The 25,603-nt window shown below is 41.0% G+C and carries 19 protein-coding genes; 1 reads left to right on the top strand and 18 read right to left on the bottom strand.

All coding sequences use genetic code 11. The features are described from left to right. Positions 1-37: 37 nt before the first annotated feature. The 12 genes from G630_RS0100740 to G630_RS0100685 form a co-directional block, all read right to left on the bottom strand. Positions 38-1,567, bottom strand: a complete 1,530-nt coding sequence (locus G630_RS0100740) for an Ig-like domain-containing protein (protein WP_026497429.1) — start codon at positions 1,565-1,567, stop codon at positions 38-40. A gap of 82 nt (positions 1,568-1,649) precedes the next feature. Beyond that, on the bottom strand, positions 1,650-3,299 hold the full coding sequence (locus tag G630_RS0100735; RefSeq protein ID WP_044958371.1) for a putative manganese-dependent inorganic diphosphatase: 1,650 nt from the start codon (positions 3,297-3,299) through the stop codon (positions 1,650-1,652). Between the two features lie 99 nt (positions 3,300-3,398). Further along, complete coding sequence (locus tag G630_RS0100730; RefSeq protein ID WP_026497427.1) at positions 3,399-5,126, bottom strand: ABC transporter ATP-binding protein; 1,728 nt, start codon at positions 5,124-5,126, stop codon at positions 3,399-3,401. Next, a complete protein-coding gene (locus tag G630_RS0100725) occupies positions 5,119-6,855 on the bottom strand; it encodes an ABC transporter ATP-binding protein (RefSeq protein WP_026497426.1) in 1,737 nt (578 codons plus the stop codon). Before G630_RS0100725 ends, G630_RS0100730 begins: the two co-directional genes overlap by 8 nt. Further along, complete coding sequence (locus G630_RS0100720; protein WP_026497425.1) at positions 6,852-8,360, bottom strand: RsmF rRNA methyltransferase first C-terminal domain-containing protein; 1,509 nt, start codon at positions 8,358-8,360, stop codon at positions 6,852-6,854. The genes G630_RS0100725 and G630_RS0100720 overlap by 4 nt, the downstream gene beginning before the upstream one ends. After that, positions 8,347-8,724: a metal-dependent transcriptional regulator gene (locus G630_RS0100715; protein WP_026497424.1), complete on the bottom strand. Its 378-nt coding sequence runs from the start codon at positions 8,722-8,724 to the stop codon at positions 8,347-8,349. The genes G630_RS0100720 and G630_RS0100715 overlap by 14 nt, the downstream gene beginning before the upstream one ends. Positions 8,725-8,852: 128 nt before the next feature. Further along, positions 8,853-10,412, bottom strand: coding sequence for a ribonuclease Y (rny, locus tag G630_RS0100710; protein ID WP_022760110.1), 1,560 nt, complete (start codon positions 10,410-10,412; stop codon positions 8,853-8,855). A 102-nt stretch (positions 10,413-10,514) separates the two neighbouring features. Next, positions 10,515-11,138, bottom strand: coding sequence for a regulatory protein RecX (locus tag G630_RS0100705; protein ID WP_026497422.1), 624 nt, complete (start codon positions 11,136-11,138; stop codon positions 10,515-10,517). A 5-nt stretch (positions 11,139-11,143) separates the two neighbouring features. Beyond that, entirely contained in the window at positions 11,144-12,214 is a 1,071-nt protein-coding gene (gene recA / locus G630_RS0100700) for a recombinase RecA (protein WP_022760112.1), read from the bottom strand. Positions 12,215-12,414: 200 nt separating this feature from the next. After that, complete coding sequence (locus G630_RS0100695) at positions 12,415-12,825, bottom strand: hypothetical protein (RefSeq protein WP_022760113.1); 411 nt, start codon at positions 12,823-12,825, stop codon at positions 12,415-12,417. Positions 12,826-12,915: 90 nt separating this feature from the next. Then, positions 12,916-13,680, bottom strand: a complete 765-nt coding sequence (locus G630_RS0100690) for an RNA polymerase sigma factor region1.1 domain-containing protein (protein WP_022760114.1) — start codon at positions 13,678-13,680, stop codon at positions 12,916-12,918. 12 nt (positions 13,681-13,692) lie between these two features. Next, the gene (locus G630_RS0100685) at positions 13,693-14,580 is read right to left on the bottom strand and encodes a hypothetical protein (RefSeq protein ID WP_022760115.1); all 888 of its coding nucleotides are present in this window, start codon (positions 14,578-14,580) and stop codon (positions 13,693-13,695) included. 241 nt (positions 14,581-14,821) lie between these two features. On the opposite strand from G630_RS0100685, the gene G630_RS0100680 reads away from it, so the two are divergent. Next, a complete protein-coding gene (locus tag G630_RS0100680) occupies positions 14,822-19,093 on the top strand; it encodes a 2-hydroxyacyl-CoA dehydratase (RefSeq protein ID WP_026497420.1) in 4,272 nt (1,423 codons plus the stop codon). A 53-nt stretch (positions 19,094-19,146) separates the two neighbouring features. Here G630_RS0100680 and G630_RS0100675 read toward each other — a convergent pair whose 3' ends face one another. From G630_RS0100675 to hypE, 6 genes are all read right to left on the bottom strand, one after another. Continuing rightward, the gene (locus G630_RS0100675; protein ID WP_022760117.1) at positions 19,147-19,623 is read right to left on the bottom strand and encodes a hypothetical protein; all 477 of its coding nucleotides are present in this window, start codon (positions 19,621-19,623) and stop codon (positions 19,147-19,149) included. A gap of 135 nt (positions 19,624-19,758) precedes the next feature. Next, positions 19,759-20,727, bottom strand: coding sequence for a homoserine O-acetyltransferase MetA (gene metA, locus G630_RS0100670; RefSeq protein WP_022760118.1), 969 nt, complete (start codon positions 20,725-20,727; stop codon positions 19,759-19,761). A 32-nt stretch (positions 20,728-20,759) separates the two neighbouring features. Then, positions 20,760-22,784 (bottom strand): NAD-dependent DNA ligase LigA, encoded by a 2,025-nt coding sequence (ligA, locus tag G630_RS0100665; protein WP_026497419.1) that lies wholly within the window; start codon positions 22,782-22,784, stop codon positions 20,760-20,762. Positions 22,785-22,824: 40 nt separating this feature from the next. After that, positions 22,825-23,538, bottom strand: a complete 714-nt coding sequence (locus G630_RS0100660; protein WP_044958368.1) for a pseudouridine synthase — start codon at positions 23,536-23,538, stop codon at positions 22,825-22,827. 120 nt (positions 23,539-23,658) lie between these two features. Beyond that, positions 23,659-24,495, bottom strand: coding sequence for an adaptor protein MecA (locus G630_RS0100655; protein WP_026497417.1), 837 nt, complete (start codon positions 24,493-24,495; stop codon positions 23,659-23,661). Positions 24,496-24,597: 102 nt separating this feature from the next. Next, positions 24,598-25,593 (bottom strand): hydrogenase expression/formation protein HypE, encoded by a 996-nt coding sequence (hypE, locus tag G630_RS0100650; protein ID WP_026497416.1) that lies wholly within the window; start codon positions 25,591-25,593, stop codon positions 24,598-24,600. Positions 25,594-25,603 lie beyond the last annotated feature (10 nt).

Here is a 25,603-nt window from a genome sequence, read left to right as displayed (position 1 = left end):
TTGTCGTTCATATTTCAATATTATATATGTCCTATGTTTATTTTACAGTAACCTTACAGGTTGCTTTCTTTTTCCCATCCTTTGTAGATACTGTGACGATACAAGTACCTTTTCCTTTTGCCTTCACAACACCTTTTTTTGTTATCTTGGCGACTTTTTTGTTGCTGCACTTCCATACAAGCTGCGTAGTATCCTTAGCTGAAACCGGGTTAGTTTTTACAGTCAGTTGGAATTTCTTTCCCTTTTTCAGCTTTAGCTTTTTCTTATTCAGCTTTAATGACTTTATTTCTGAGTTTTCCTCAGTAACCGTAACATAACAGATATCCTTTTTGCCATCCGGAGAAGAAACCGTTACAGTACAGGTTCCTGCTGCTACAGCATTCACCTTGCCGTTTGAATCTACTGAAGCCACATTTTTGTTATTGCTCTTCCATGTAAGAAGTGACTCTGCTCTGGCAGGCTTAACCGTCACCTTGAGCTGACTACTTTCTCCGGCCTTCAAAGTAAGTTTATCCTTACTAAGTGACAGCGTCTTTACAGATACATAGGAACCTACAGTTCCCGTATTATAGCTTGTAGAACTCATGGGATGAAGCTGATAAAATGACGAATCCGCATACTGCGACCATCTTTTGTGATCATCAAATTCACTGTCACATTTCATAAAGTACGCATATTTTTCCTTGTCTTTTCCCGCATCCCAGGTTGCATCAATGTTATAGTAATAATCTCCAACTCTAACAATATTCCAGCCATGCCCTCCGGAACTTGTATTCCCGGCAATAAGCCTGCAGCTTACCCCCGCATCATTTAAAAGTCTGTAAACAAGGAGCGCATATCCCTGACAAACAGCACTTTTATTTATCGCAGCCGCATAGCAGGTATATTTTAACTGAGAATTACCATACTCATATTTTACGTTGCCGCATACATATTCATACACCGCCAGAATTTTGTCATATTCTCCCTTTGATGAGAGCGACAATGCGGATGAAATCTGGCTTACTTTTGCATTCACAGATTGTTCCTGCGCTGCAGAAGTATAATAAGTCATATAAAAAGTGAAAGTTCCGCTTGTTTTGCCATCCTTCTTATCATAGGCTATCTGCATTCCCATGCCGCTATAGCCCCATTTGAGATAATCACCTTCATTACCCTTGCCTGTATGCTGCATTGCAATATTGAAAGCATTATTCTCCATAGTTATAAGCGAAGAAGCATCATAATCCGTACCCGGGAATGTGAAGTACACATAGATATTCCTATCCTTACGTTTTAATCCTTCTCGCAAGACAGCAGCTGCCTCAGCTACAGAAGAACTCTTTTCCGCATTAAGAACAGACTCCTCGGTAACCCGAAGTTCAGGGCCGTGATAAAGCTCATCCTCAGAAATAATCCCGGCATATAAAGGATTAACCCTGTAGATTGCCTCTGTAGTTTCTAAATATCTGTTATTATCCTCTGCTTTGGAAATAATGGAATAATTCTCCGAAGAACTCACGAAAAGAAAGGCTATCAGAGCGATAGCGATGAACCTGATCTTTTCCCTCGTAAAAAAATATTTCATTAAATAACCCTCAATAACGAAAAAATGTTACTGAGGGTATTATAACACATTTTTAGTATCTTTACATTTATTGATGGTTTTTTTATTGTTGCAAAGCTTCAACTATTGTGGGCAAAAGCTGCTTTTTCCTTGATACAACCCCTTTTAACAGCGCTATATGGTCACTGCCTGCTGTCACATGGAAACCTGCATCAATGATACTCTCCGCCTTGTTCCCTTCAAAAGCCACAATCGAAGATTCGCTTATTATATTGGTCATCATAAAGAAAATCATATCAAGTCCGTCGCTCACCATAATATCCTTGAGCTCAGGAAGTACTCTCTCCTTGATCTCTGCAAGCTCTTCTGCGCTCATAGAATTGACCTGACCAATACCGATTGTTTTATCTTCAACTGTAAACTTTTTGAAGTCCTGATGAACAATCTGTTTTGGAGTCTTGCTTCCCATATTGGATCCTGCACGGAACATCTCCCTTGCAAAATCCTCAACATTTATCTCCGCAATAGCAGCAAGCTCTTCACCTGCGCGCTTATCTATCTCTGTACAGGTAGGTGATCTGTACATGAGTGTATCCGAGATAATGGCCGACAGCATAAGTGCCGCCGTGGTTTTATCAACCTCAATCCCAGATTCTTTATACATCGAATAGATTATTGTACACGACGAACCAAGGGGCTGATTTCTGAAAAATACCGGATTTGCAGTCTCTATCGATGATCCGAGTCTGTGGTGATCGATTATCTCAAGAATTTCTGCACTCTCAGCTCCATCAACAGTCTGACTCTTTTCATTATGATCAACAAGAATTAGCTGTTTTCTCATCGCTCCCAGCAAATTACGGCGTGAAATCATTCCCACAAAGTTCTCATCTTCATCTAAAACCGGGAAATATCTGTGGCGAACCTGTGCCATGGTCTGCTGAATATCTTCAATAAAATCATTGGTATGAAAAGAAACAAGTTGTTCTCTTTTCATGATGGAGCCAACAGGCGCGCTCTCATTGATAAGTCTTGCTACGGTAAAGGTATCATAAGGAGTTGTGATAATCCTACAGCCGCGTTCCTCCGCAAGCTTCTGTATTGTATTGGTGACCTTGGCATCTATGCAGACAACTATACAGGCTGCCTGGTTCTCTATAGCAACAAGCTGCGTTTCATAGCGGTTACCGCATATAACTATATCTCCGGGATCAATTACCTCCTCCATGATTTCCGGAGAAGCTGTCGCAATCAGAACTTTACCTGATGTAATCTGCTCTGACATATCCCCCACAAGCATATTGCCATCAAGCGTATCAACTATATTTCCGTAATAGGTCTTTGTTTCGGAAAGAATTGTCGCATCATGAACATCCATACAGGTCTCCATGATGTCATTTGTTGTAATAAGACCTGTCAGTTTTCCATTCTGAGTAATGCAAAGAGTAACTACATTCTCATCCTTCATTCTCTCCCAAGCGCGTTTTAAGGAAATATGATCATCATCAGCATGGAGGTCTCTTATCTCCATGTCGCAAACCTGTGTACGCACATCCTTTGTATACTTCGGCGCAGTTATACCAAAACGCCCCAGCACAAACTGTGTCTCCTCATTAAGATGCCCGCATCGTCTGGGTTCACAGACTTCTTCACCTGCAATCTTGTTCTTAAGATTCGCATAGCATATTGCTGCACAGACAGAGTCTGTATCCGGGTTTTTATGTCCAATAACGTATACCGGTCTCTTCTTCATAAACTTCTCCTGAATCTATGTATAAAAAATCCTCTTTTTATAGTGGCAATCTTTTGCCTATTATTTTAACTCATTTTATGTAAAAAATATTTAATTTATTCACTGTTCAAACTGGCTTCTGTATAGATCTGAGTAAAAACCGTTGGCTTTAAGAAGCGAGTTATGATCTCCCTGCTCTATAATATGTCCGTCTTTCATTACAAGTATCCTGTCAGCTTCCTTGATAGTAGACAATCTGTGAGCAACGATAAAACTAGTTCTACCCACCATCATTTTCTGGAATGCTCGCTGAATTCTCATCTCCGTGCGTGTATCAATAGAGCTTGTTGCTTCATCCAGAATGAGCATCGGAGGTACACTCAGCATAATTCTTGTAATACACAAGAGCTGCTTCTGTCCCTGAGAAAGCATTCCTCCATCCTCACTTATCACGGTGTCATATCCGTCCGGTAATTTTTTAATGAAGCTTTGAGCATGCGACTTTTTCGCCGCTTCTATAACCTCAGCCTCAGTAAAGCCTGTTCTGCCAAGAGTAATATTATCCTTTATAGTCCCGCTTCTAAGCCAGGTCTCCTGAAGTACCATTCCATAATTTTCGCGAAGCTGCGCTCTTCTTAAGTTTCTTATGTCACATCCCTCGACACTTATAGCACCCTTATCTACATCATAGAATCTCATCAGAAGATTGATAATAGTTGTTTTTCCGCTTCCAGTCGGACCTACTATAGCTACTCTCTGACCTTCTTTTACGGAAAGTGTGAGGTTTTTGATCAATTCTCTGTCCTTATCGTACGAAAACTCCACATCTTTAATTTCAATATTGCCTTTTGCAATGCCGAGTTCATCGCAAGGAACAGCATCCGGGATCTGCGGCTTTTCATCAATAAGATCAAATACTCGCCTTGCACAGGCAAGCGCATTCTGAAGTTCTGTTACAACACCTGATATCTCATTAAAAGGTTTAGTATACTGCGTAGCATAACTCAAAAAAATTGTAAGCGATCCAACACTCATTATTCCATTTATACATTCGAAAGCTCCAAAGAGTGCCACAAAAGCATAAACAGTATTATTAACAACTCTGGTGCTGGGATTTGTAAGGGATGAGAAAAATGTGGCCTTTAAGCTGGTCTTTGCGAGTCGTTCATTAATCTCATCAAAAGTCTCCTGATTTTCATCTTCGTGTCCAAAGGCTTTTACAACCTTCAGATTGCCTATCATCTCATCAATGAGCGCCGTCTGCTCAGCTCTTGCTTTAGACTGCTCCTTGAAAAGTGAGTAGGATCTTGTTGCTATAAATCTCGCAACAAGAAGTGATATAGGCGTAAGAATTACTACCATAGCAGCTATCTTCCACTGAAGATAGAACATGAAAACCAACGTACCAACAATGGTAACAATGCCTGTAAAAAGCTGTGTGAAACCCATAAGAAGACCATCTGCAAACTGGTCAACATCTGAAATAACCTTACTAACCACTTCTCCCTGTGGATGACTATCCAGATATTCAAAGGGCAATATCTGAAGCTTATCAAAGGCGTCATTTCTTACATCTCTGATAACGCTAAATGTAATTCTGTTATTAACGCCATACATAAACCACTGGCAAAGTGCAGTAATACCAATAACAATCCCCATCCTCATAAGGAGCGACCTTATAAGTTCAAAGTTCACATCCCCTTTGCCAACGATACAGTCCACAACCTGCCCTGCAATTATAGGCGCATATAGCGTTAGTACGGCTGATATAACAGCAAAACTGATTGATAAAAATATCAATAATTTATATGCGGAGGCATATTTCAAAACACGTTTAAGTTCACGCATTTACGGCCTCCTTTCCAAACTGTGACTCAAAAATTTCTCTGTAAGTCGCACTGTTCATAAGGAGTTCTTCATGCGTTCCGATTCCATCGACATGTCCGTCATCGAGAACTATTATTTTGTCACAGAATCTTATTGATGCCGCTCTCTGCGAAACTATAAATGTTACCGGCTTATATGAAAGCTTTGAAATAGCATTTCTAAGATTTTTATCAGTCATATTATCGAGAGCTGATGAGCTGTCATCAAGTATCAGAACTTCGGGCTTTTTGACAAGAGCTCTCGCTATCGTGAGCCTTTGCCTCTGACCTCCCGAGAGATTCCTGCCGCTTTGTGTTATTTCAGCTGAAAGCTGCCCCTTCTTTTCTTTCACAACTTCGGCTGCCTGCGCAGTATGAACCGCATCCCAAATCTCTTCATCACTCGCATTTGCATTGCCCCATCTGAGATTATCTCTTATAGTTCCTTTGAAAAGAACTGCCTTCTGAGGAACAACACCAATCACATCTCTCAGGGATTCAAGTGTATAATCCCTGACATCTCTTCCTTTGAATTTAACGCTTCCGCCTGTGGCATCATACAATCTCGGAATAAGATTAACAAGCGTAGTTTTTCCCGAACCGGTACCACCAATAATTCCGATCGATTCGCCCTTCTTTGCGGAAAAAGTCACTTCCGAAAGTGAATCTTCGCTGTCACCTTTGTAGCACAATGATACATTCTCAAAACTTATTACAATATCATCCTTCATTGATACACTTTTTGCATCAACGCTTCCACCTGTCATTGACCCTGTTTCTTCAAGCATGGTCTGAATTCTGTTTCCGCAGGCAAACGATCTCGTAACCTGAATGATCAGATTTGCCAGCTTAACAAGCTCTACCAGAATCTGAGACATATAATTATAAAGAGCCACTACTGCTCCGGTGGTAAGAATTCCGGTATAAACCTTATCCGCCCCCGTCTTAAGAAGAATTATTATTGCAATATTAAGAATCACATAGGTTATAGGGTTCATCAGTGCAGAAACCCTGCCAACAAACTCCTGAAGCTTAGTGAGCCCTTCATTTTTAGCTCTAAAGTTGCCCGTTTCATTTTTTTCAAGTCCGAAAGCTCTTATCACACGGACTCCCGAAAGATTTTCTCTTGTGAGGCCAAGAACATTATCCAGAAGTTCCTGAACCTTTTTATATCTTGGAATTCCCCAAAGCATAATTCCGAAAACAACTATAGACAGAACAATTATCGTAACAAGGAAAATAAGTGCCTGGTTAAAATCAATAGTAAAAGCCATAACCATTGCACCAAAGACAACAAAAGGTGAACGAAGAAGCAGTCTAAGGGTAAGATTAACGCCTTGCTGAACCTGGTTTATATCACTTGTCATCCTGGTTATCAAAGTATTGGTACCAAGGCTGTCAATCTGTTCGTAAGATAGCCCCTGGATATTCTTAAAAAGATCTTTCTTAACCGCAGCAGCAAAATAAGAAGCTGCCTTAGCTGCAAAAAACTGCGCCGTTACAGAACTGATATACCCTACTACTGCAAGAAGTATGAGGACCAGGCTCATTTTTAATACATACGAGCTGTCGCTGTTTCTGATACCCTTATCAATTATGGCTGCAACAACAAGAGGCACGATAAGCTCAAAACTGGCCTCAAGCAATTTGAAAAGCGGACCCAGGGCGGCTTCCAATGAATATTTCTTAAGATATTTCAGTAACTTTTTCATGTATAAATTCTTAGTCCTTTCGGATAGTGGTTCTTTAATGAGCCCCCCGCATACTTTGACCATCCCAGGCTGTAGCCATCAAATGTGATAAGATACCAGCCATTTGAAAGCCCCGGTTCTCTGAAGCTCATGCCTCCTATAAACTGCATTGCTTTTGAAGTATCATGAAGTTCATACGAATACCGTACAGCCTCAGTCGTTATTGCAAGTGCCAACGCATGAGATGGTTCAAACCGGTCTTTTTTTATAGTTCCCAGGTGTAACCCCGGTCTCAAAACAGTAAGCCCTCTGATTCCGGGCATCCCTTCCGGCGCCAAATATAACTGGTCACCAAAAAGAAAAGGATTACCACTTATACAGCCTTGTATATGTACAAATCCTTTTTGATCCTTAGTAATATCTATTTCTTTTATATTTTCATCAGCAAATTGCATGAAGGGTTTTATATCTGTTTCTTTCACGGGTTTTATACTTCCGTTAATACCATAATTCCCATGATTAAGGCTAATATCCCCTTCTTTTTCAAAAACTGCAAGAAAATGACCTTCTCCCTTAAGCTTATGAGGCCACAGTCTTGCCGTACATTTTTTTACTGCCTCGTTAATCTCCGAAGAAATCTGCTTCTGAAAAAATATATATTCATCAAAATCAAAAGTTCCGACAATATCTCTGACTTTTTGAATATTAGCGATATCTCCGGGAACCATGCCGTCATATAATTCTATGCTTACAGGCTTTAATCCATCCTGAATCAAAATACCGGCCTGAAGTTCATCTTCTTCAGGTGCAAAGGTACATGTAGAATAAACAAGTCGGCCGCCCGGTGCAAGCATTTTAACCGCAGATCTTAGTATATCTGTCTGTCTCTTCGCACAAAGCTCAACATTATCCTCGCTCCAGTTATCAATCGCTTCATCATTTTTTCTGAACATACCTTCACCGGAGCAGGGTGCATCAACAAGTATTCTGTCAAAATACCCTTCAAAAATTTCAGAAAGGATTTCCGGCTTCATGTTCGTGACAAGAGCATTTCTAATTCCGAGCCTCTCAACATTCAGTGATAATATCTGTGCTCTTTTCCTGTCAATCTCATTTGCTACAAGTATACCCTTACCCTTCATCCGGCATGCAATCTGAGTACTTTTTCCTCCCGGAGCAGCACAAAGGTCGAGCACCTTTTCACCAGGCTGAGGATCCAGAAAACTCACCGGCGACATTGCACTGGGTTCCTGGATATAGTAAACCCCTGCTTCATGATAAGGATGTTTACCCGGAGTTCCGGAATTAAAACTATAGCCTGTAGGTTCCCATAAGATTTCATCCTCAAGATTGGCTGAGGTTTTACCAAGAATTATCGAGGCTTTGTTGGCACTCGTATCCCCAAGTCGTATCGGATTTAACCTTATTGCCCTTACGGGCTCTCTTTCAAGGGCTTCCTCAAGCTGTTCAAATTCATCACCGAGAATGGCCTTTATCCTTTTTTCAAAATCATTACTCAAACTCATCTTTATGCTCTTTTATATATTTCTTAATTCCCTTAAAGGTTTCCGGACTAATGATGTGCTCAATTCTGCACGCATCATTTTCTGCTACTTCCGGAGATACTTTTGCAGTCAGCATGAGAAATTTTGTAAGATTTGTATGTCTGTCATAAACACTTTTGGCCTTTTTCAAGCCTTCCTGTGTAAGCTCAAGCTCACCATCGTTTGCCACGGTAATGAATCCGTTTTCCTTTAAGATTCCAACAGCCCTCGAAACGCTGGGTCTTGAAAAGCCAAGTTCATTGGCAACATCTATTGAACGAACATAGCCATTTCTCTTTTTCAAGAGATAAATTGTTTCGATATAGTCTTCACCTGACTCTTGCATATAAGCCTCCTTAAGATATGTTTTTGTATCTTTATTAGTATAGTATAAACCGTTAGCACTATCAAACTTTACAAAATAAAAATGACCGATGTGTTTTCCACATCGGTCATTATCATTTCAGTCTAAAATTATTTAGCAAAATCAGTTGCCCTACTCTCACGAATGATATTAACCTTGATCTGTCCGGGATATTCCATCTCGTTCTCAATCTTCTTAGCAATGTCTCTTGCCATTAATACCATATCGGAGTCACTTATCTGCTCGGGAACAACCATTACTCTGACTTCTCTTCCGGCCTGAATAGCAAATGAGTGATCAACGCCCTTAAAGCTTCCTGTGATCTCCTCGAGTTCTTTTAATCTGCTGGTATAAGTCTCCAGAGTCTCTCTACGAGCTCCGGGTCTTGCAGCTGAAATGGTATCAGCAGCCTGTACTATAACAGCTATAAGTGACTGAGGCTCAACATCTCCGTGATGTGCCTCTACTGCATTGATGACGGTTGCAGATTCTTTGTACTTCTTACAAATATCAACACCAAGTGAAATATGTGAGCCTTCCATTTCATGATCAACGGCCTTACCGATATCATGAAGGAGACCGGCTCTCTTAGCAAGACGAACATCCAGCTCCAATTCTGAAGCCATAAGTCCGCAAAGCTGTGATACTTCAACAGAATGCTTTAATGCGTTCTGACCATAACTTGTACGGAAACGCATGCGACCAAGAAGTTTGATGATTTCAGGATGCAATCCATGAACACCTGCTTCAAGAGCGGCATTCTCACCTTCTTCTTTAATCTTATTGGCAACTTCCTTCTGTGCCTTTTCAACCATCTCTTCAATTCTTGCAGGATGGATTCGGCCATCCACAATCAGTTTTTCAAGAGCGATTCTGGCTACCTCTCTTCTGATAGGATCAAATCCCGAGATAACAACAGCCTCAGGTGTATCATCAATAATAAGATCAACACCTGTCATGGTTTCGAGAGTTCTGATATTTCTTCCCTCTCGGCCGATAATACGTCCCTTCATCTCATCGTTAGGAAGCTGAACAACCGAAATGGTTGTCTCCGAAACATGATCTGCTGCGCATCTCTGAATTGCATTTACCACAATTTCCTTAGCGCGCTTATCTGCCTCTTCCTTAGCCTCCGCTTCCATGTTTTTAATCATGACTGCGGATTCATGTTTTACGTCATCTTCAACAATCTTTAAAAGATACTCTTTTGCCTGCTCGGAGGTTAAGCCTGAGATTTTCTCAAGTTCCTGTCTTCTCTGCTCATCAAGCTTCGCAACCTCTTGCGTTTTCTTGTTCAATGCATCTTCACGTGCATTTAAACTGGCCTCTTTCTTCTCAATTGCTTCTGATCTCTTTTCGACGTTCTCTTCTTTCTGCTGAACTCTTCTTTCTGAACGCTGAACCTCTGCTCTCCTATCCCTCACTTCCTTTTCAAGGTCATTTCTGGCCTTAAGTGATTCTTCTTTTACTTCCAGGAGTTTTTCGCGCTTCGATTCATCGGCAGCTCTTACAGCGTCGTCGATGATTTTTCTTGCCCTTTCCTCTGCGGTTCCGATCTTGCTCTCATTCTCAGCGTCAATTTTCTTTTGACGGAATGTCATGACCAAAGCGGTTACCAGTACCGAAATGACAAGAGTTGCTGCTACTGCTACAAAAATAATTGCAAGCATACAGGAGCACCTCCTTATTTAATTTTCATTGTACGATATTTTGTATAAAATGATTAAAAAATTCATTATTTCATACAATATAACAACATATTAAGTTTACGCTCAGTTTATGCCCGTGTCAAGTGATAACGCTCTTTGTATGGTGTCGCCGCCAAAGCCTTTTCGGTATAAAAATGCCATCATTTTCTGCCTTTCCTCATAGGAGGCATTTTCGTTATCAAAGTGTTTCTTTCGTAAAAGAGAAATGCATAGATCAAGCTCGGGATCATCATTTTCCTCTGAATAAGCCTCGGACACCATTTTCTCGATTATGTCAGCAGATATTCCTTTTTGTATCAGATCCTGTTTTATTCTGTTTTTACTCCGAAGATTTATCTGATATCTGATGTAATCCCCGGCATATCTCTCGTCATCAATGTATCTGTAGGATTTAAGATAATCTATAGTCTCATCAATCACAGATTCGGCATACATTCCTTCCCTAAGCTTATCCCGCAGCTTGCGTTCTGTATAATCACGTTTTTGAAGCAAATTCATAGCTCGTAGCTTTGCTCTTTTAGGAATAACCGTCTCTGTTATCTCATTAAAAACAGGCGAAGAAATCTCTTCGCCTGTTTTAATTCCATAACTTCTTATCTCGCCTCTGTACAGGATAAAAGCGAATTCGCCATCTATAAATACTTTAGATCTTTTATTGTCAAACGCTACTATATCCGTTACAGTCATGTTGCTTATGCCTCTTCTGATTTGGAAGCCTTAGACTTTTTTCCTGTGGGAGCCGGCTCCTCTTCCTTGGCTTCTTCGCCGCCCTCAAGTCCGTAATGACTCCTTACTTTTGCAGCAATTTCTTCAAGCACTTCAGGATGTTCAGCAAGATAAGTCTTAGCATTCTCACGTCCCTGGCCGATCTTGTCACTTCCGTACTGGTACCACGCGCCACTCTTATTCACAATGTCACAAGCGGCTGCAAGATCAAGTACATCACCAGTATAAGAAATTCCTTTGCCATACATGATGTCGAATTCAGCCTCTTTAAACGGAGGTGCAATCTTATTCTTAACAATTTTCACTCTTGTACGGTTTCCGATAGACTCTCCGCTCTGCTTCAAGGTCTCAATTCTTCTTACATCCATTCTTACGGAAGAATAGAATTTGAGAGCACGTCCGCCGGTTGTAGTCTCCGGATTGCCAAACATAACACCAACCTTCTCTCGAAGCTGATTTATAAAGATAACCGAGCAATTGGACTTGCTGATAACCGCTGTAAGTTTACGAAGCGCCTGTGACATGAGTCTGGCCTGAAGTCCGACATGGGAATCGCCCATATCGCCATCTATTTCTGCTTTAGGCACCAACGCAGCAACAGAGTCGACTACAACAATGTCAATAGCTCCTGAGCGAACCATTGTCTCACAAATCTCAAGGGCCTGTTCGCCGGAATCCGGCTGTGAAATATATAAATTATCCACATCAACACCGATATTCTTGGCATATACAGGATCAAGCGCATGCTCCGCATCAATGAATCCGGCGATACCGCCTCTCTTCTGAACCTCTGCGATCATGTGGAGTGTGACCGTTGTCTTACCACTGGACTCAGGTCCATAAATCTCAACAATACGTCCCTTCGGAATACCTCCGAGACCAAGTGCTATATCAAGACTGAGTGAGCCCGTCGGAGTGGTCTCAACATTCATCTGAGCCGAAGGATCACCTAATTTCATAACGGCGCCTTTACCAAACTGCTTCTCAATCTGTCCGAGTGCTGCCTCTAATGCTCTCTGCTTATCTTCTCTTTCCATACTGTTCTTCTCCTTTTCTCCAGAACAAGCGTTCTGTAATGATAATAAAACAAATGTTCGTATGTGTCAACATAAAAAACTCGAAAGTTTACCCGTAAAACAAATAAAAAATGGAAAAAATTGGCGACACGCCATAATTAAGACTTTTGTATATTACACACATCTGGAAGAAAAGTCAACCCAAAATCTGTGCATGCGAATCACACAGAAAATGCAAAGAGAGCCAGTTTGGAAACAATAAGTTCCCTTACTATCATACCTGCTTTTTCTTTTTCCGAAGGAGTAATTGCTGCAAGCTGGTTCATCGTATACACTTTTTCCTGATAGTGATCAGAGGATCCTTTTCTTAACTGGCTAACTCTTACCTTAGCCTTGAGTTGTTTGAAAACCCGAAACTGAAAATCCTCCTCTGCCAGGTAATAAAGGTGACTCTCAAGGGTTGTGGCCGGATCCATATCCTTAACTATGTACCGCTCCACGATAGTCTTAAACTTAAACGGTGCCATCTCATCCGCGAGGATTTCTGTATAACTCAGCCTTGCTCCAAAGTAATATTTTGAAACATCCTGCATGGTATATTTAAAATCATCCTCGTTTACAATGTTGTACAAGTACCTGTCCCCTTTGTTCTACCTAATACTATCATTTTTGGTGTACGATAAATCACCCTTATTCTCAAAACAAATCCGATTGAAGGGAAATCATTCCTTCTTTTCAGGTTTATAATCTATATCTTCTATCTGGTTGCCGCACGCTTTGATTGCTTCAAGTATTTTTGCTCTGTCCCAGCCGGTCTCTTCAGCAAGCTCATCTACAGTACAGCTTCTTCTGAGTTCATCGGCCAGCTCCTTAGCCTTATCCGCAACCTCCTGAACAAGCTTAACAGCTTTTTGCGCTCTGGCTGTTTCTGCAGCATCATCCTCTATAAGATTCTCCATGGCATCCATAACCATCTGAGCCAGAAATGCATCACATTCTTTATGATCTTCCAGATTGGAGAGATCTCCAACCGCCTTCATAAGAGCAATGTTGCCCTCACCTATAAGATCCTCAATAAGTACTCCCTGCTCTGCATACAGCTTTGCAACATCGGCAACCATGGAAAGGCTTATCTCTGCCAGTTTCTTCTGCGCATCTGTTTCTCCCGCCATGGCGGAAATAATAATTGCTTCCTTTTCACCGTCAGAAACAGTTTCAATCATGGATAATTCTTCAAGATACTCAGAAAGATATCCCGATTCTTCCTCACTGAGGTACTCACTTGAATCGATAGTCTCTCCAATACCTATATTGTGTTTTTTTAAATAATCATATATAAGTTCGTACTGGGCATCGCTAAGTTCAAGGTTTTCAAATGCATCCCTTATCTCGTCCTCAGTAACCGTTCCGCCCTGCCTTCTTGCATGCTTCGTAATATCTGCAAGGACCTGGGCGAATTCCTTTTCCTTATTATCAAGATTAGACATATAAATCTCCTGTTATTTCACATGTGTATGAGTAAAAAGATGTTCCTGACAATACTCATAATTGCCGTTACATTTGGAACAAAATCTGAATTCCATGGTGGGATCATCACTTTCTGTTTTGCCGCAAACAGCACATTTATGTTTCGTAATTCCCGGCGGCGTTATCTTTACAGAACGTTTGAAATCGTTTCTTCTCTTGACTTCTTTCGGCCGAAGATGCATGAGGCGTCCGCCTGAGAACCAGAAAATGGCAAAGGTTAAAAGTGAGGCCGTAATAGCAAAGAACAGATAAATATTACCATTCACAAAAGCGGAAATAGCTTCAAAGGCAAGCCAGCCACCATATACTATTCCAAGCCACTTCATCTTAAGCGGAATAATGAACATGAAAAGTACAACGTTATCAGGAAAAGTTGCGGCAAAGGCAAGCAGTATAGACATATTAATATAATATGTACTAAATGAATACGCAGCCAACTGCATCTCAAATCCGACATCTCCTGTCATATAAGGTGTATTCATTCCCATTTTTAATTCAAACAGAACAAATGCATAGCTTAAAAAAGCAGCTATGATCATTAAAAGTAAACCGGTAAAAATATAGAGATTATATTTATACTCTCCCCATACTCTCTCCATGGTCGTTCCTATTGAATAATAAAAATACAGCATGATAAGTACAAAGAAAAGATTACTCTCCGTAGGTGGAATAAGTATCCAGGTTACAATTCTCCATATCTGGCCACGCAGAATCAAATGTGGATTAAGAGTAAGCATATTTAATATGCCTGTTCCAATTGGAGCAAATCTCAAAATGTAGCCGATTATATAACATATAATAAGAACCAGTGTCAGATTCTTTATCGCATATTTCCCGAATTTCTTTTCAAAATTACTCATATAACTCCTATGATGAAAACTATCACAAAAAATAGCTTTCTTTGCAAAATTTTATTATATGTTTTTACACATTCTTATTGAGTTTATCACATTTTATGCCCTTTTGCACCGATATTTGAATAATTGATTTTTAAACTTTCTTCGATTATAATGTAGCGTAATGCGCATTTTATTTTTGCGATATAAATATAAGTAGTAACAGATTTGTTTTTAGGTTTTTAGGTTTCAGAGGTTTTTATTTATGATTTCAAAGGACTACACACTTGGCATTGACATTGGTTCTACCACCGTCAAGATTGCTCTTATGGACTCAGACAGAAACATCGTCTTTTCAGATTATAAGAGACATTTTGCAAACATTCAGGAGACACTCTTATCACTTCTTCAGGATGCTGCAAAAATAAGCGGTAATGTTACCCTTCACCCTGTCATTACAGGATCCGGCGGTCTTACTCTTGCCAGCCATCTGGAAGTACCTTTTGTCCAGGAAGTTATCTCCGTATCCACAGCACTTAAGGCTCTTGCTCCCAAGACTGACGTAGCTATTGAGCTTGGCGGCGAGGATGCAAAGATCATCTACTTTGAAGACGGTAATGTTGAGCAGCGAATGAACGGTATCTGCGCAGGCGGTACAGGTTCATTTATCGATCAGATGGCATCGCTTTTGCAGACAGATGCATCCGGTCTTAATGATTATGCCAAAAATTATCAATCTCTCTATACCATTGCGGCTCGCTGCGGTGTTTTCGCAAAATCAGATATACAGCCTCTTATCAATGAAGGCGCAACTAAGGAAGACCTTGCAGCTTCTATTTTCCAGGCTGTTGTAAACCAGACTATAAGTGGTCTTGCCTGCGGCAAGCCTATCAGAGGACATATCGCATTTCTCGGCGGACCTCTTCATTTCCTTTCAGAGCTCAAAGTCGCTTTTATCCGCACACTTAAGCTTGATGATGAGCATATTATCGATACTGATAATTCTCATCTATTTGCCGCGATCGGTTCAGCTATGAATGCACAGGAAGACTGCCATTACTCAATGGTTGATATGATTGGGAAACTCTCACATAAAATAACAATGGCTGCAGAGGTCTCAAGACTTGAGCCACTCTTTGAGTCGGAAGATGAGTATAAGGAATTCCTTGATCGCCAGAATAATTATCGTGTAAAAACTGCAAAGCTTGACACCTATAAAGGAAACGCATTCCTCGGAATCGATGCGGGAAGCACCACAACTAAATGTGCCCTCGTATCTGAGGATGGCGATCTTCTTTATTCATTCTATTCAAGCAATAACGGAAGCCCTCTTAAAACAGCTATCAGCTCTATTCAGGAAATCTATAAGCTTATGCCCGAAGGCGTTAATATAGCTCGTTCCTGCTCCACCGGTTACGGTGAAGCTTTGCTTAAGTCCGCACTTATGCTCGATGATGGCGAAGTAGAGACTATTGCACATTATAATGCAGCAGCATTCTTTGATCCTGAAGTTGACTGTATCCTGGATATCGGCGGTCAGGATATGAAGTGTATTCATATAAAAAACGAGACTGTCGACAGCGTTCAGCTTAATGAAGCATGCTCTTCCGGTTGCGGAAGCTTTATAGAGACTTTTGCAAAATCTCTTAATTACAGTGTTCAGGATTTTGCAAAAATCGCTCTGTTTGCTGATGCTCCCATTGATCTTGGTACTCGCTGCACTGTTTTCATGAACTCACGAGTTAAGCAGGCTCAGAAGGAAGGCGCTTCTGTTGCTGACATTTCTGCAGGACTTGCTTATTCAGTTATTAAAAACGCACTCTTTAAGGTTATAAAGGTATCAGATGCAAAGGAACTCGGTGATCACATAGTTGTTCAGGGTGGTACCTTCTACAATGATGCTGTTCTTAAAGCTTTTGAAAAAATTTCCGGAGCTCAGGTTACACGTCCTGATATTGCGGGTATTATGGGTGCTTTTGGTGCCGCTCTTATCGCCAGAAATCGATTCCATGAAAAGAACAGCTCCAAGACAACCATGCTTACAATCGATCAGATTAATAAGCTCGAGTATTCAACAAGCATGACCACCTGTCAGGGCTGCACCAACCATTGTCGTCTTACCATCAATAAGTTTACCGGTGGACGTCAGCACATTTCCGGTAATCGCTGCGAACGCGGTATCGGTAAAGTAAAAAATGCTGCCGGGATTCCTAATCTTTTTGAATATAAGTACAAGAGAATATTTGATTACAAGCCGCTTAATGAACTTGAAGCTAAGCGCGGAACAGTTGGTATTCCAAGAGTACTTAACTATTATGAGAACTATCCTTTCTGGTTTACATTTTTCACAAAGCTCGGATATCGCGTCGTTCTCTCGCCCAGATCCACTCACCAGATTTATGAGCTTGGCATTGAATCAATTCCCAGCGAATCTGAGTGTTATCCGGCGAAGATTTCTCATGGTCACATAGAGTGGCTCATCAGAAATAACGTTGATTTTATCTTCTATCCCGGGCTGTTCTATGAGCGCGATGAGGTAGATGGAGCAACAAACCACTATAACTGCCCTATTGTTACTTCATATTCCGAAAACATAAAGAATAACGTAGAGGCAATTACTGATGGAAAAGTAAAACTCAGAAATCCTTTTATGTCCTTTGCAAGCCTTAAGACTGCCACTGATGCTCTTGTTAAGGAATTTTCAGAGCTTCCTGCCAATGAGATAATTGCAGCGGCAAGCGAAGGCTGGGCTGAGATGGAAAAGGCAAGGGATGATATCCGAAAGAAAGGTGAAGAGACGCTTCGCTGGATGAAGGAAAACAATCGTCACGGTATTGTTGTAGCGGGTCGCCCCTACCATGTAGATCCCGAGATTAATCATGGTATTCCGGATATGATTTGTTCCTACGGTGTTGCAGTTCTTACAGAGGATTCAGTATCTCACCTCGGGACACCTGAACGCCCCCTTATCGTATCAGACCAGTGGATGTATCACTCACGTCTGTATGCCGCAGCAAGTTTTGTACGCACAAGAGATGATCTTGATCTTATTCAGCTTAACTCTTTTGGTTGCGGTCTGGACGCAGTAACCACAGATCAGGTAAATGATATATTATCAGGCTCAGACAAGATTTATACCTGTCTTAAAATTGATGAAGTTAATAATCTTGGCAGCGCAAGAATTCGTGTTCGTTCATTGCTTGCGGCTATACGTGTGCGCGCACAGAAAGAAAACAAAGAACGCACAATAGGTTCAACCGCGATTAACAGAAAGCTCTTTACAGAGGAAATGAGAGCAAATTACACCATTCTCGTTCCCCAGATGTCTCCTATTCATTTTGACATCATTGAGCCGGCTCTATGCGCATGCGGATACAACATTGTTGTAATGCAGAATGATAATAAGCATGCTATAGACATGGGTCTTAAGTATGTTAACAACGATGCATGCTATCCTTCACTCTGGGTTGTTGGTCAGATTATGGATGAGCTTCATTCAGGAAAGTATGATCTTAACAGAACTGCCGTACTTATGAGCCAGACAGGCGGTGGATGTCGTGCTACCAACTATGTTGGTTTCATAAGAAGGGCTCTGAGAAAAGCCGGTATGGAACAAGTACCCGTTATCTCCGCCAACTTAAGTAAACTTGAGGCGAACCCGGGCTTCCATCTCAATTTTGAGATGCTTGAAAGAGCTGCTTATGCGGCAGTTTTCGGTGATATCTTCATGAGATGCGTATACCGTATGCGTCCCTACGAAGTTACTGAAGGTTCGGTTAATGCCCTTCATGATAAGTGGAAGAAAAAGTGTATAGAATTTGTTTCTGCAAAGCATCTAAGCTTCTTCAAATTCCAGCGTATGTGCAGGGAAATAGTTGAAGATTTTGATAAGATACCGATTACCGATGCCATTAAACCAAGAGTCGGTGTTGTAGGAGAGATTCTTGTAAAATTTGCTCCCGCTGCTAACAATCACCTTGTAGAGCTTCTTGAATCAGAAGGCGCCGAAGCTGTTGTTCCGGATCTTTTGGACTTCATGCTCTACTGCTTCTACAATCAGGTTTACAAAGCTGATCAGTTTGGAACAAGCGCTAAGACCAAGGCCTTTTGTAAAGCAGGTATATGGGCTCTGGAAAAGCTTCGCGGCGGAGCTTCCAAAGCATTTGAAAAGAGTATTCACTTTGATGCTCCAACAAGCATTTATAAGCTTGTTGAATATGCAAAGCCTATTGTTTCAATCGGTAACCAGACAGGTGAAGGCTGGTTCCTTACAGGCGAGATGGTTGAACTCATCAAGGAAGGTGCCTCCAATATTGTCTGCACACAGCCTTTTGGTTGTCTTCCGAATCATGTTGTTGGTAAGGGCGTAATTAAGCAGATGAGAAAACTCTATCCCGGATGTAATATCGTAGCAATTGATTATGACCCGGGTGCAAGTGAAGTAAATCAGCTTAACAGAATCAAGCTCATGCTCTCTACGGCTCACACCAAGGCTCATGAAGAAGAAAAGCTTGAAGAGGCAAAAGCAATTTCATAAAGTATGAGAAATAAAAATCAGCCGGTGCATTTGCACCGGCTGTATTTGTTTACTTACTTTGCCTTTTCATTAAGTTTATCGATGTCATCCTGAAGTCGTTCCATAGCAAACTCATTAGATCTTAAAGCCAGATGCGCTTTAAGTGAACGATTATGAACATCGTTTCTCTTCTTGAAATAATCAAGCAGATTTTCATCATCGATCTTAAGGTATCCATCGGCTATTGCCCCCGGAAGTACAAACTTTTTGACTACATCCGAAAACTCAACCTCTATATACTTGCCATCCTGTTTAACAATTGTGCCTTTACCAAATTTCTCATGCGTAATCTTTAAATTCAAGGCATCCTTGTTTCCGAGAGCTGCTGCTTCTTTATCGAGATCCTCAATCTCTCTCTCCATATTGGCATGCTCAGTCTTAAGTTCTTCCATCCGCTTGGCATTCTCTTCCAAAAGTTCTTTGGTTCTCTTGGTTCTGGTCTTAGTTGTAGTCTTTACTTCCTTCTCTTCCTCTTCAAGATCTAAACCCATAGGTTACCCCTTTTCCGCAGATAAAAATCCGCAAGCTAAACATCATCGATATATTATATTTTAGCTTATTTTTTATCGTTTGCGGACATAGTACCCCATATTTCATAAAACTTTTATGTTTATAAAAAAAACATTTCAGATAGTTTCAGTCGTAAGGGCAGAGGTTGCTTTTGTTTTTTTCTCGTCATCAAGGATCTGGCCCCATCTATATGGAGTTGCCTGATATACATAATAATCAAGCCAATTGGAATACAGATTATTACAGTGAGAACGCCAGGTTAACTTTGGTGTATTATCAGGATCGTCTTCCGGATAATAGTTTTCAGGAATATGTATTGGAAGATTCTTGCTTAAATCTCTAATGTATTCGTTGTGAAGAGTCAGTCTGTCATATTCTGCATGCCCCATAACAAAAATGTTTTTGCCGTCTCTGCTCATGCAAAGAAATACGCCTGCAACAGTTGATTCCGCGAGAACTACAAGGTCTTTGCATGCATGTATCTCTGATGAGGGTGATTCCGTATGTCTTGAATGGGGCATAAGAAATACATCATCAAATCCCCTTACAAGCGGAACTTTTCTGTTCTCCACCCTGTGCTCAAATAAACCAAAAAGTTTTTCCTGCAAAGGGCGTTTCTTTATTCCGTAATGGTAATAGAGTCCGGCCTGTGCCCCCCAGCAGATATGAAAAGTAGAAGTTACGTTTGTTTTTGACCACTCGAAAATTCTGCAGAGTTCCTCCCAATAATCGACCTCTTCGAATTCCATCTGCTCAACCGGAGCTCCTGTTATAATAAGTCCGTCATAGGTATTATCCTGAAGCTCATCAAAGGTATGATAGAATCTGTTAAGATGGTTTGGCGATGTATTAAGCGACTTGTGACTGCTTACTCTCATAAAAGAAACATCTATCTGTAAAGGTGTATTAGATAAAGATCTAAGGAGCTGAAGCTCTGTATCCTCCTTTAATGGCATCAGATTCAGAATACAAATATTCAAAGAACGAATATCCTGATGCATGGCGCGATTTTCATCCACCACAAAGATATTTTCTTTTTCCAGGATCTCACGTACCGGGAGATCATTCATAATTTTGATCGGCATACCATAACCTCCATCACCTTATAAAAGGTATATTATTTTATTAATTCAAGAAATTCTTCTTCGTTTATAACTTTAATACCCAGTTCCTGTGCCTTGGTCAGTTTACTGCCCGCAGCTTCACCCGCAAGAACCATAGTAGTCTTCTTCGAAACACTTCCGGCAGCTTTTCCACCGTTTTTCGTAATAAGCTCTTCTGCTTCTTTTCTCCCAAGACTGGGCAGTGTTCCGGTAACAACAATTGTCATACCACTTAGTTTATCCGAGGCGTCCTCATCAATTTTAACAGCCATATTTACCCCGGCATCTTTCATCCTGAGTATCAATTCTTCATTATCCTTGCTGTGGAAGAACTCGTACAAATCATTTGCCGTCGTCTCTCCAATATCAGGCATAGACAAAAATCCATCCACAGTAATTTTGAAAAGATCAGTAAGATCCGATACATGTTTCATGATTTCTCTGGCTGTAGCTTTCCCGACATTTCTTATGGCAAGTCCTGTCAGAAGCATTACCGGGTCATTTTCTTTTGACTTTTCTATCTCAGATAGGAGTTTATCTGTATTCTTTTCCTTACCGATTATTCCCTTTTCAACCATCTCATCACGGTACTTGTAAAGGTCATATATATCGGCATAGCTTTTCAGATATCCGTCTTTTGTCAGGGCTTCTATGAGCGTATCACCAAGTCCCATGATGTTCATGGCATCTCTTGATGTAAAATAGGCTATAGTTCTCGTAACCTGAGCAGGGCATGTGGGATTAACGCACCTTATGTCTGCTGTATCCTCTTCCCGTACTAGCTTATGCCCGCATACAGGACATATTTCAGGAGCTTTGAATATCTCTGCAGGTTCTTCCACACAACCATTCAATTTAGGTATGATCTCACCTGATTTGAAGAGTTTATATGCTCCTCCTATACCTATTTTCATATCCCTGATGTAATCCTGGTTGTGCAGTGTTGCTCTTGAAACTGAGGTTCCACAAAGTCTTGCGGGTTTTCCGGTCTCTTTATCATGAAAACTTCCTGTAAACGTAAGCTTACCAGTTCTGCCTACATCTACAATGATTTCATCCATTACAACAACTTTTTCTTCAGGCGGGTACTTGTATGCAATATGTCCACTTGAGTATTTGCTGCCTGCCGGAAAATCGTCTCTCCAGGCTGTATGATCAACCTTCACTACAGCTCCGTCGAGATCAAAAGTAAGGTCAAATCGCTCGTCACCGATGGCATCTATCGCATCAACAACATCCTCGGAACTATTGCAGAGTCTGTGTCGTACAACAGGAATACCGAGCTCCTCCAAAGTATCAAGTGCTTTGCAGTGGCTTTCCAAAAGCTCTGCAGGACCATCCTGAACATTAAACACAAACATTCGAAGGCCGCGTTCCTTTGTAACCGCACTGTCAAGCTGCCTAAGCGTTCCCGCCGCTAGATTTCTCGGATTAGCTGCAAGCTTTTTGCCGAGCTTCTCCTGCTGTTCATTGAATCTGTCAAAGTCCTCGTGTGACATATATACTTCACCGCGAAGCTCCAGATAACTTGCACTGTACCTTATTTCCTTCTGTACATCAGGAATCACAAGAGCATTTATTGTAACATCTTCCCCGATTCTTCCATCCCCTCTGGTCTCAGCCATCACAAGCTTCATAAAACCGGGCTTATCTGTATCCGCCTCATACCTGAGAGTCATCGAAAGACCGTCTATCTTCTGTTCTACAGAAAACTGCGCATCCGGATGCTTTTCATGAACTTTATTCACCCAGGAAGTAACATCTGCCTTGTCAAATACGTCTTCAATTGAAAGCATAGGAACATTGTGAGTTACCTTCACTCCGGCTTCTCTCTTTGCTGTGCCTCCGATAATCTGGCTCGGAGACTCCTTGGTTATGAGCTCCGGATGCTCTTTCTCCATTTTTTTAAGTTCCAGCATCAACTGATCATACTCATAATCAGAAATCTCAGGAGCATCCTGATTGTAATACCGGTCCATATGATAGCGGATTTTTTCCGAAAGCTCCTTATATTTTAATTGTGTATCATTATCTGCCATAAAAAACTCCCCATAAACAACTTATTTTACCTTTTTCATACTAATTCTTCCGGACAAGCTCATAGAGCATTTTGAGTTCATCGCCCTCAATCATGCGATGCTCTGAATACCCAAGCTCACCCAGCTCAATATTCAGTATGCGCACTCTCTTCAGCCTGACAACACCATATCCAAAAGCGTCGCACATTCGTCTTATCTGCCTGTTCAGCCCCTGAGTAAGTATTATTCTAAAACAACTCTCAGATATTTTTTTCACCTTACAGGGTCTTGTCGTTTTATCAAGTTCCTTAAGATAAACTCCTTTTTCCATATCAGTTAGGAACTTTTCCGTAATGGATTTATCAACTTCAACGACATATTCCTTCTCGTGGCCGTTGCGGGATTTCATCATTGCCTGAATAAGATCCCCATCATTCGTAAGGATCATAAGCCCCTCAGAATCCTTGTCCAGGCGGCCTGCGTAGGTCACACGTCTGTCAAAACCGAGATCCTCAATTATTGTTCTCTCTGCATGTTCATCCTTTTCAGTGCAAACTACGCCCACAGGCTTATTATACGCAATAACAATTTTATCACCAAATCGGGATATCAAAACACCGTCGCAGAGAATCTCATCCTCATCGCTAACCTTCATCCCGCACTGAGCCGGCTTACCATTGACGGTTATTCTTCCTTCCTCTATGAGCTTGTCAGCATCCCGCCGTGAACATACGCCGCACATGGCAATATATTTATTTAATCTAATCTCTTCCATATTTTCTTTGTTCTTAGAATATATTCGTGGTTTTCATAGTATAAAAAAGGAACGTCCTTCATCGGAAGTCGTCCCTTTTGGTAAAACTCATTTATAAATGCAGTGGTCCTTCTTCGAAAGTTATAAACTGCGGAGTCTCTCTATTGCATCCCCGTTAAGAACAGTATCAAAGTTCTCATCCATATGACAGATTATACTGTCCTTCGTGGTTACAAATTTGCCGAACTCGTAGCACACAGAGAAAACTGCAGCAAATGTTTTTGCATTTTCATCCTTTCGGTCAAATACCATATAAAACATATTATCGGAAGGATTTCTGTACAATGTACTGCCCATGACAACATCATCGGGAATCTGCTTACTTAGTAAAATAGCTGTCCTCAAATCCTTAATTGAAAAGACAAAAGTCTTAAAGCCGATCTTCTCAAGTTCTTCAGATACCCTTTTTTCGTCTCTGTTTTCTATTCTGGTCTGTCGTACAGATCCTCTCTTTACCGGTATACTGTCATCCTCTTTATCATTCATATCAGATGAAGTCTTCTCTACCATATTCTTAACTGAATTGGTGAAATCCTTAAGACTCTGAAGATATTCACTCAATTTGGGAATTCTGTCTTCCTCCGGAACATCACCGAGTTCCTCCAGGAAATTCTTAGGAAATCTCAGTCCTGCTTTTTCAGTTAAATTCTTAAGCATATCCGCAAAAGCTCCCTCCGTATTCTCGGAAAGAGTAAGCGATATTGAATGGTCCGGAAGGACGGTTATCTGCATGGGTGTAAAAGCTCCCTGGGGCTTGTAATCAACCTCAGCAGCTGCTTTCTCCATAACTTCGTGTAAGAAATCCATAGCCTCCTGGCTCTTATCAAAAAGATCCTCGAGACGAAGTCCCTGCTCGTCCATATCATCTTCTGTAATTATGCAGTTAACAGTGTCCTTATTAACTCTTGTAAATTTCATATTAAACTCCAAATATGTCAAAAGCCACTTTCAAATCACAACATATAGTGCATTATATCACAGTATATTCAAATTACAAAGCAATTTACGCTTTATGTCCTATCAGCATATTCTCGGAAGTCCCTCACCATACAGTGGTCCGATAAGTCTTGTTCCTCCGATTGATGTATGAAGTATTACACCTGAATTATCGGCTTTTTTGACCTCTCCGATAATAGTTGCATTTTCACCATATTTTGATGACTTTATGATAGAAAGTGCCTTATCCGCGTCGTCACCTGAAACCGCGCAGATCATCTTTCCTTCGTTTCCCATATAAACCGGGTCAAGTCCGAGCATTTTACAAAAATCCCTTACTTCTCCGCTTACAGGAAGCTTATCCTGATATATATTTATCTCACAATCTGAAGCCTTCGAAAACTCATGTAAAACAGTACCGAGACCACCTCTTGTCACATCTCTCATGGCATGTACTTTTACATTCTCATCTATAAGTGAGTGGCACATCTCGGAAAGAGGCGCATTATCGGACTTAATATTATTTTTTATATTCATTCTGCCCGATAGAATTGCTGCATGGTGGTCACCGAGATTACCGGATACTATGATTACATCGCCCTCTTTAAGTCCTGAAGGTGAAAGTGAAACACCCTCGGGCATAAAACCGACGCCTGATGTATTTATCATTATTCCGCCAAAATCTCCTCGCTTTTCCACAACTTTTGTATCGCCTGTTATTATGGTGACACCTGCTTCTTTCGCTGTAGCTGCCATGGATTCGATTATCTTATCAAGATCATCCAGATCCATTCCTTCCTCAAGGATACATCCACAGGTAAGATACTTGGGAACAGCACCGCTCATAAGCAAATCATTAACTGTGCCGCATACGGATAGTCTTCCGATGTCTCCGCCCGGGAAGAAATACGGGGTTACAACAAAACTGTCTGTAGTAACCGCCAGTCTCCCGCTTCCGGGAACAACTGCGGAATCCTCCATCTGATCAAGATATTCATTCTTAAAATGTTTGGCAAATATGTTTTCTATCAGTTCAGTTGTTGAAGCACCGCCGCTTCCATGTGCCATTGTAACTTTCATCTATATTTAT

The sequence above is a fragment of the Butyrivibrio sp. WCD2001 genome, from assembly GCF_000424485.1.
GTDB lineage: Bacteria > Bacillota > Clostridia > Lachnospirales > Lachnospiraceae > Butyrivibrio.
Note: the sequence above shows the minus strand (reverse complement) of the source record. Positions and strands in the feature narration are given on the sequence as shown.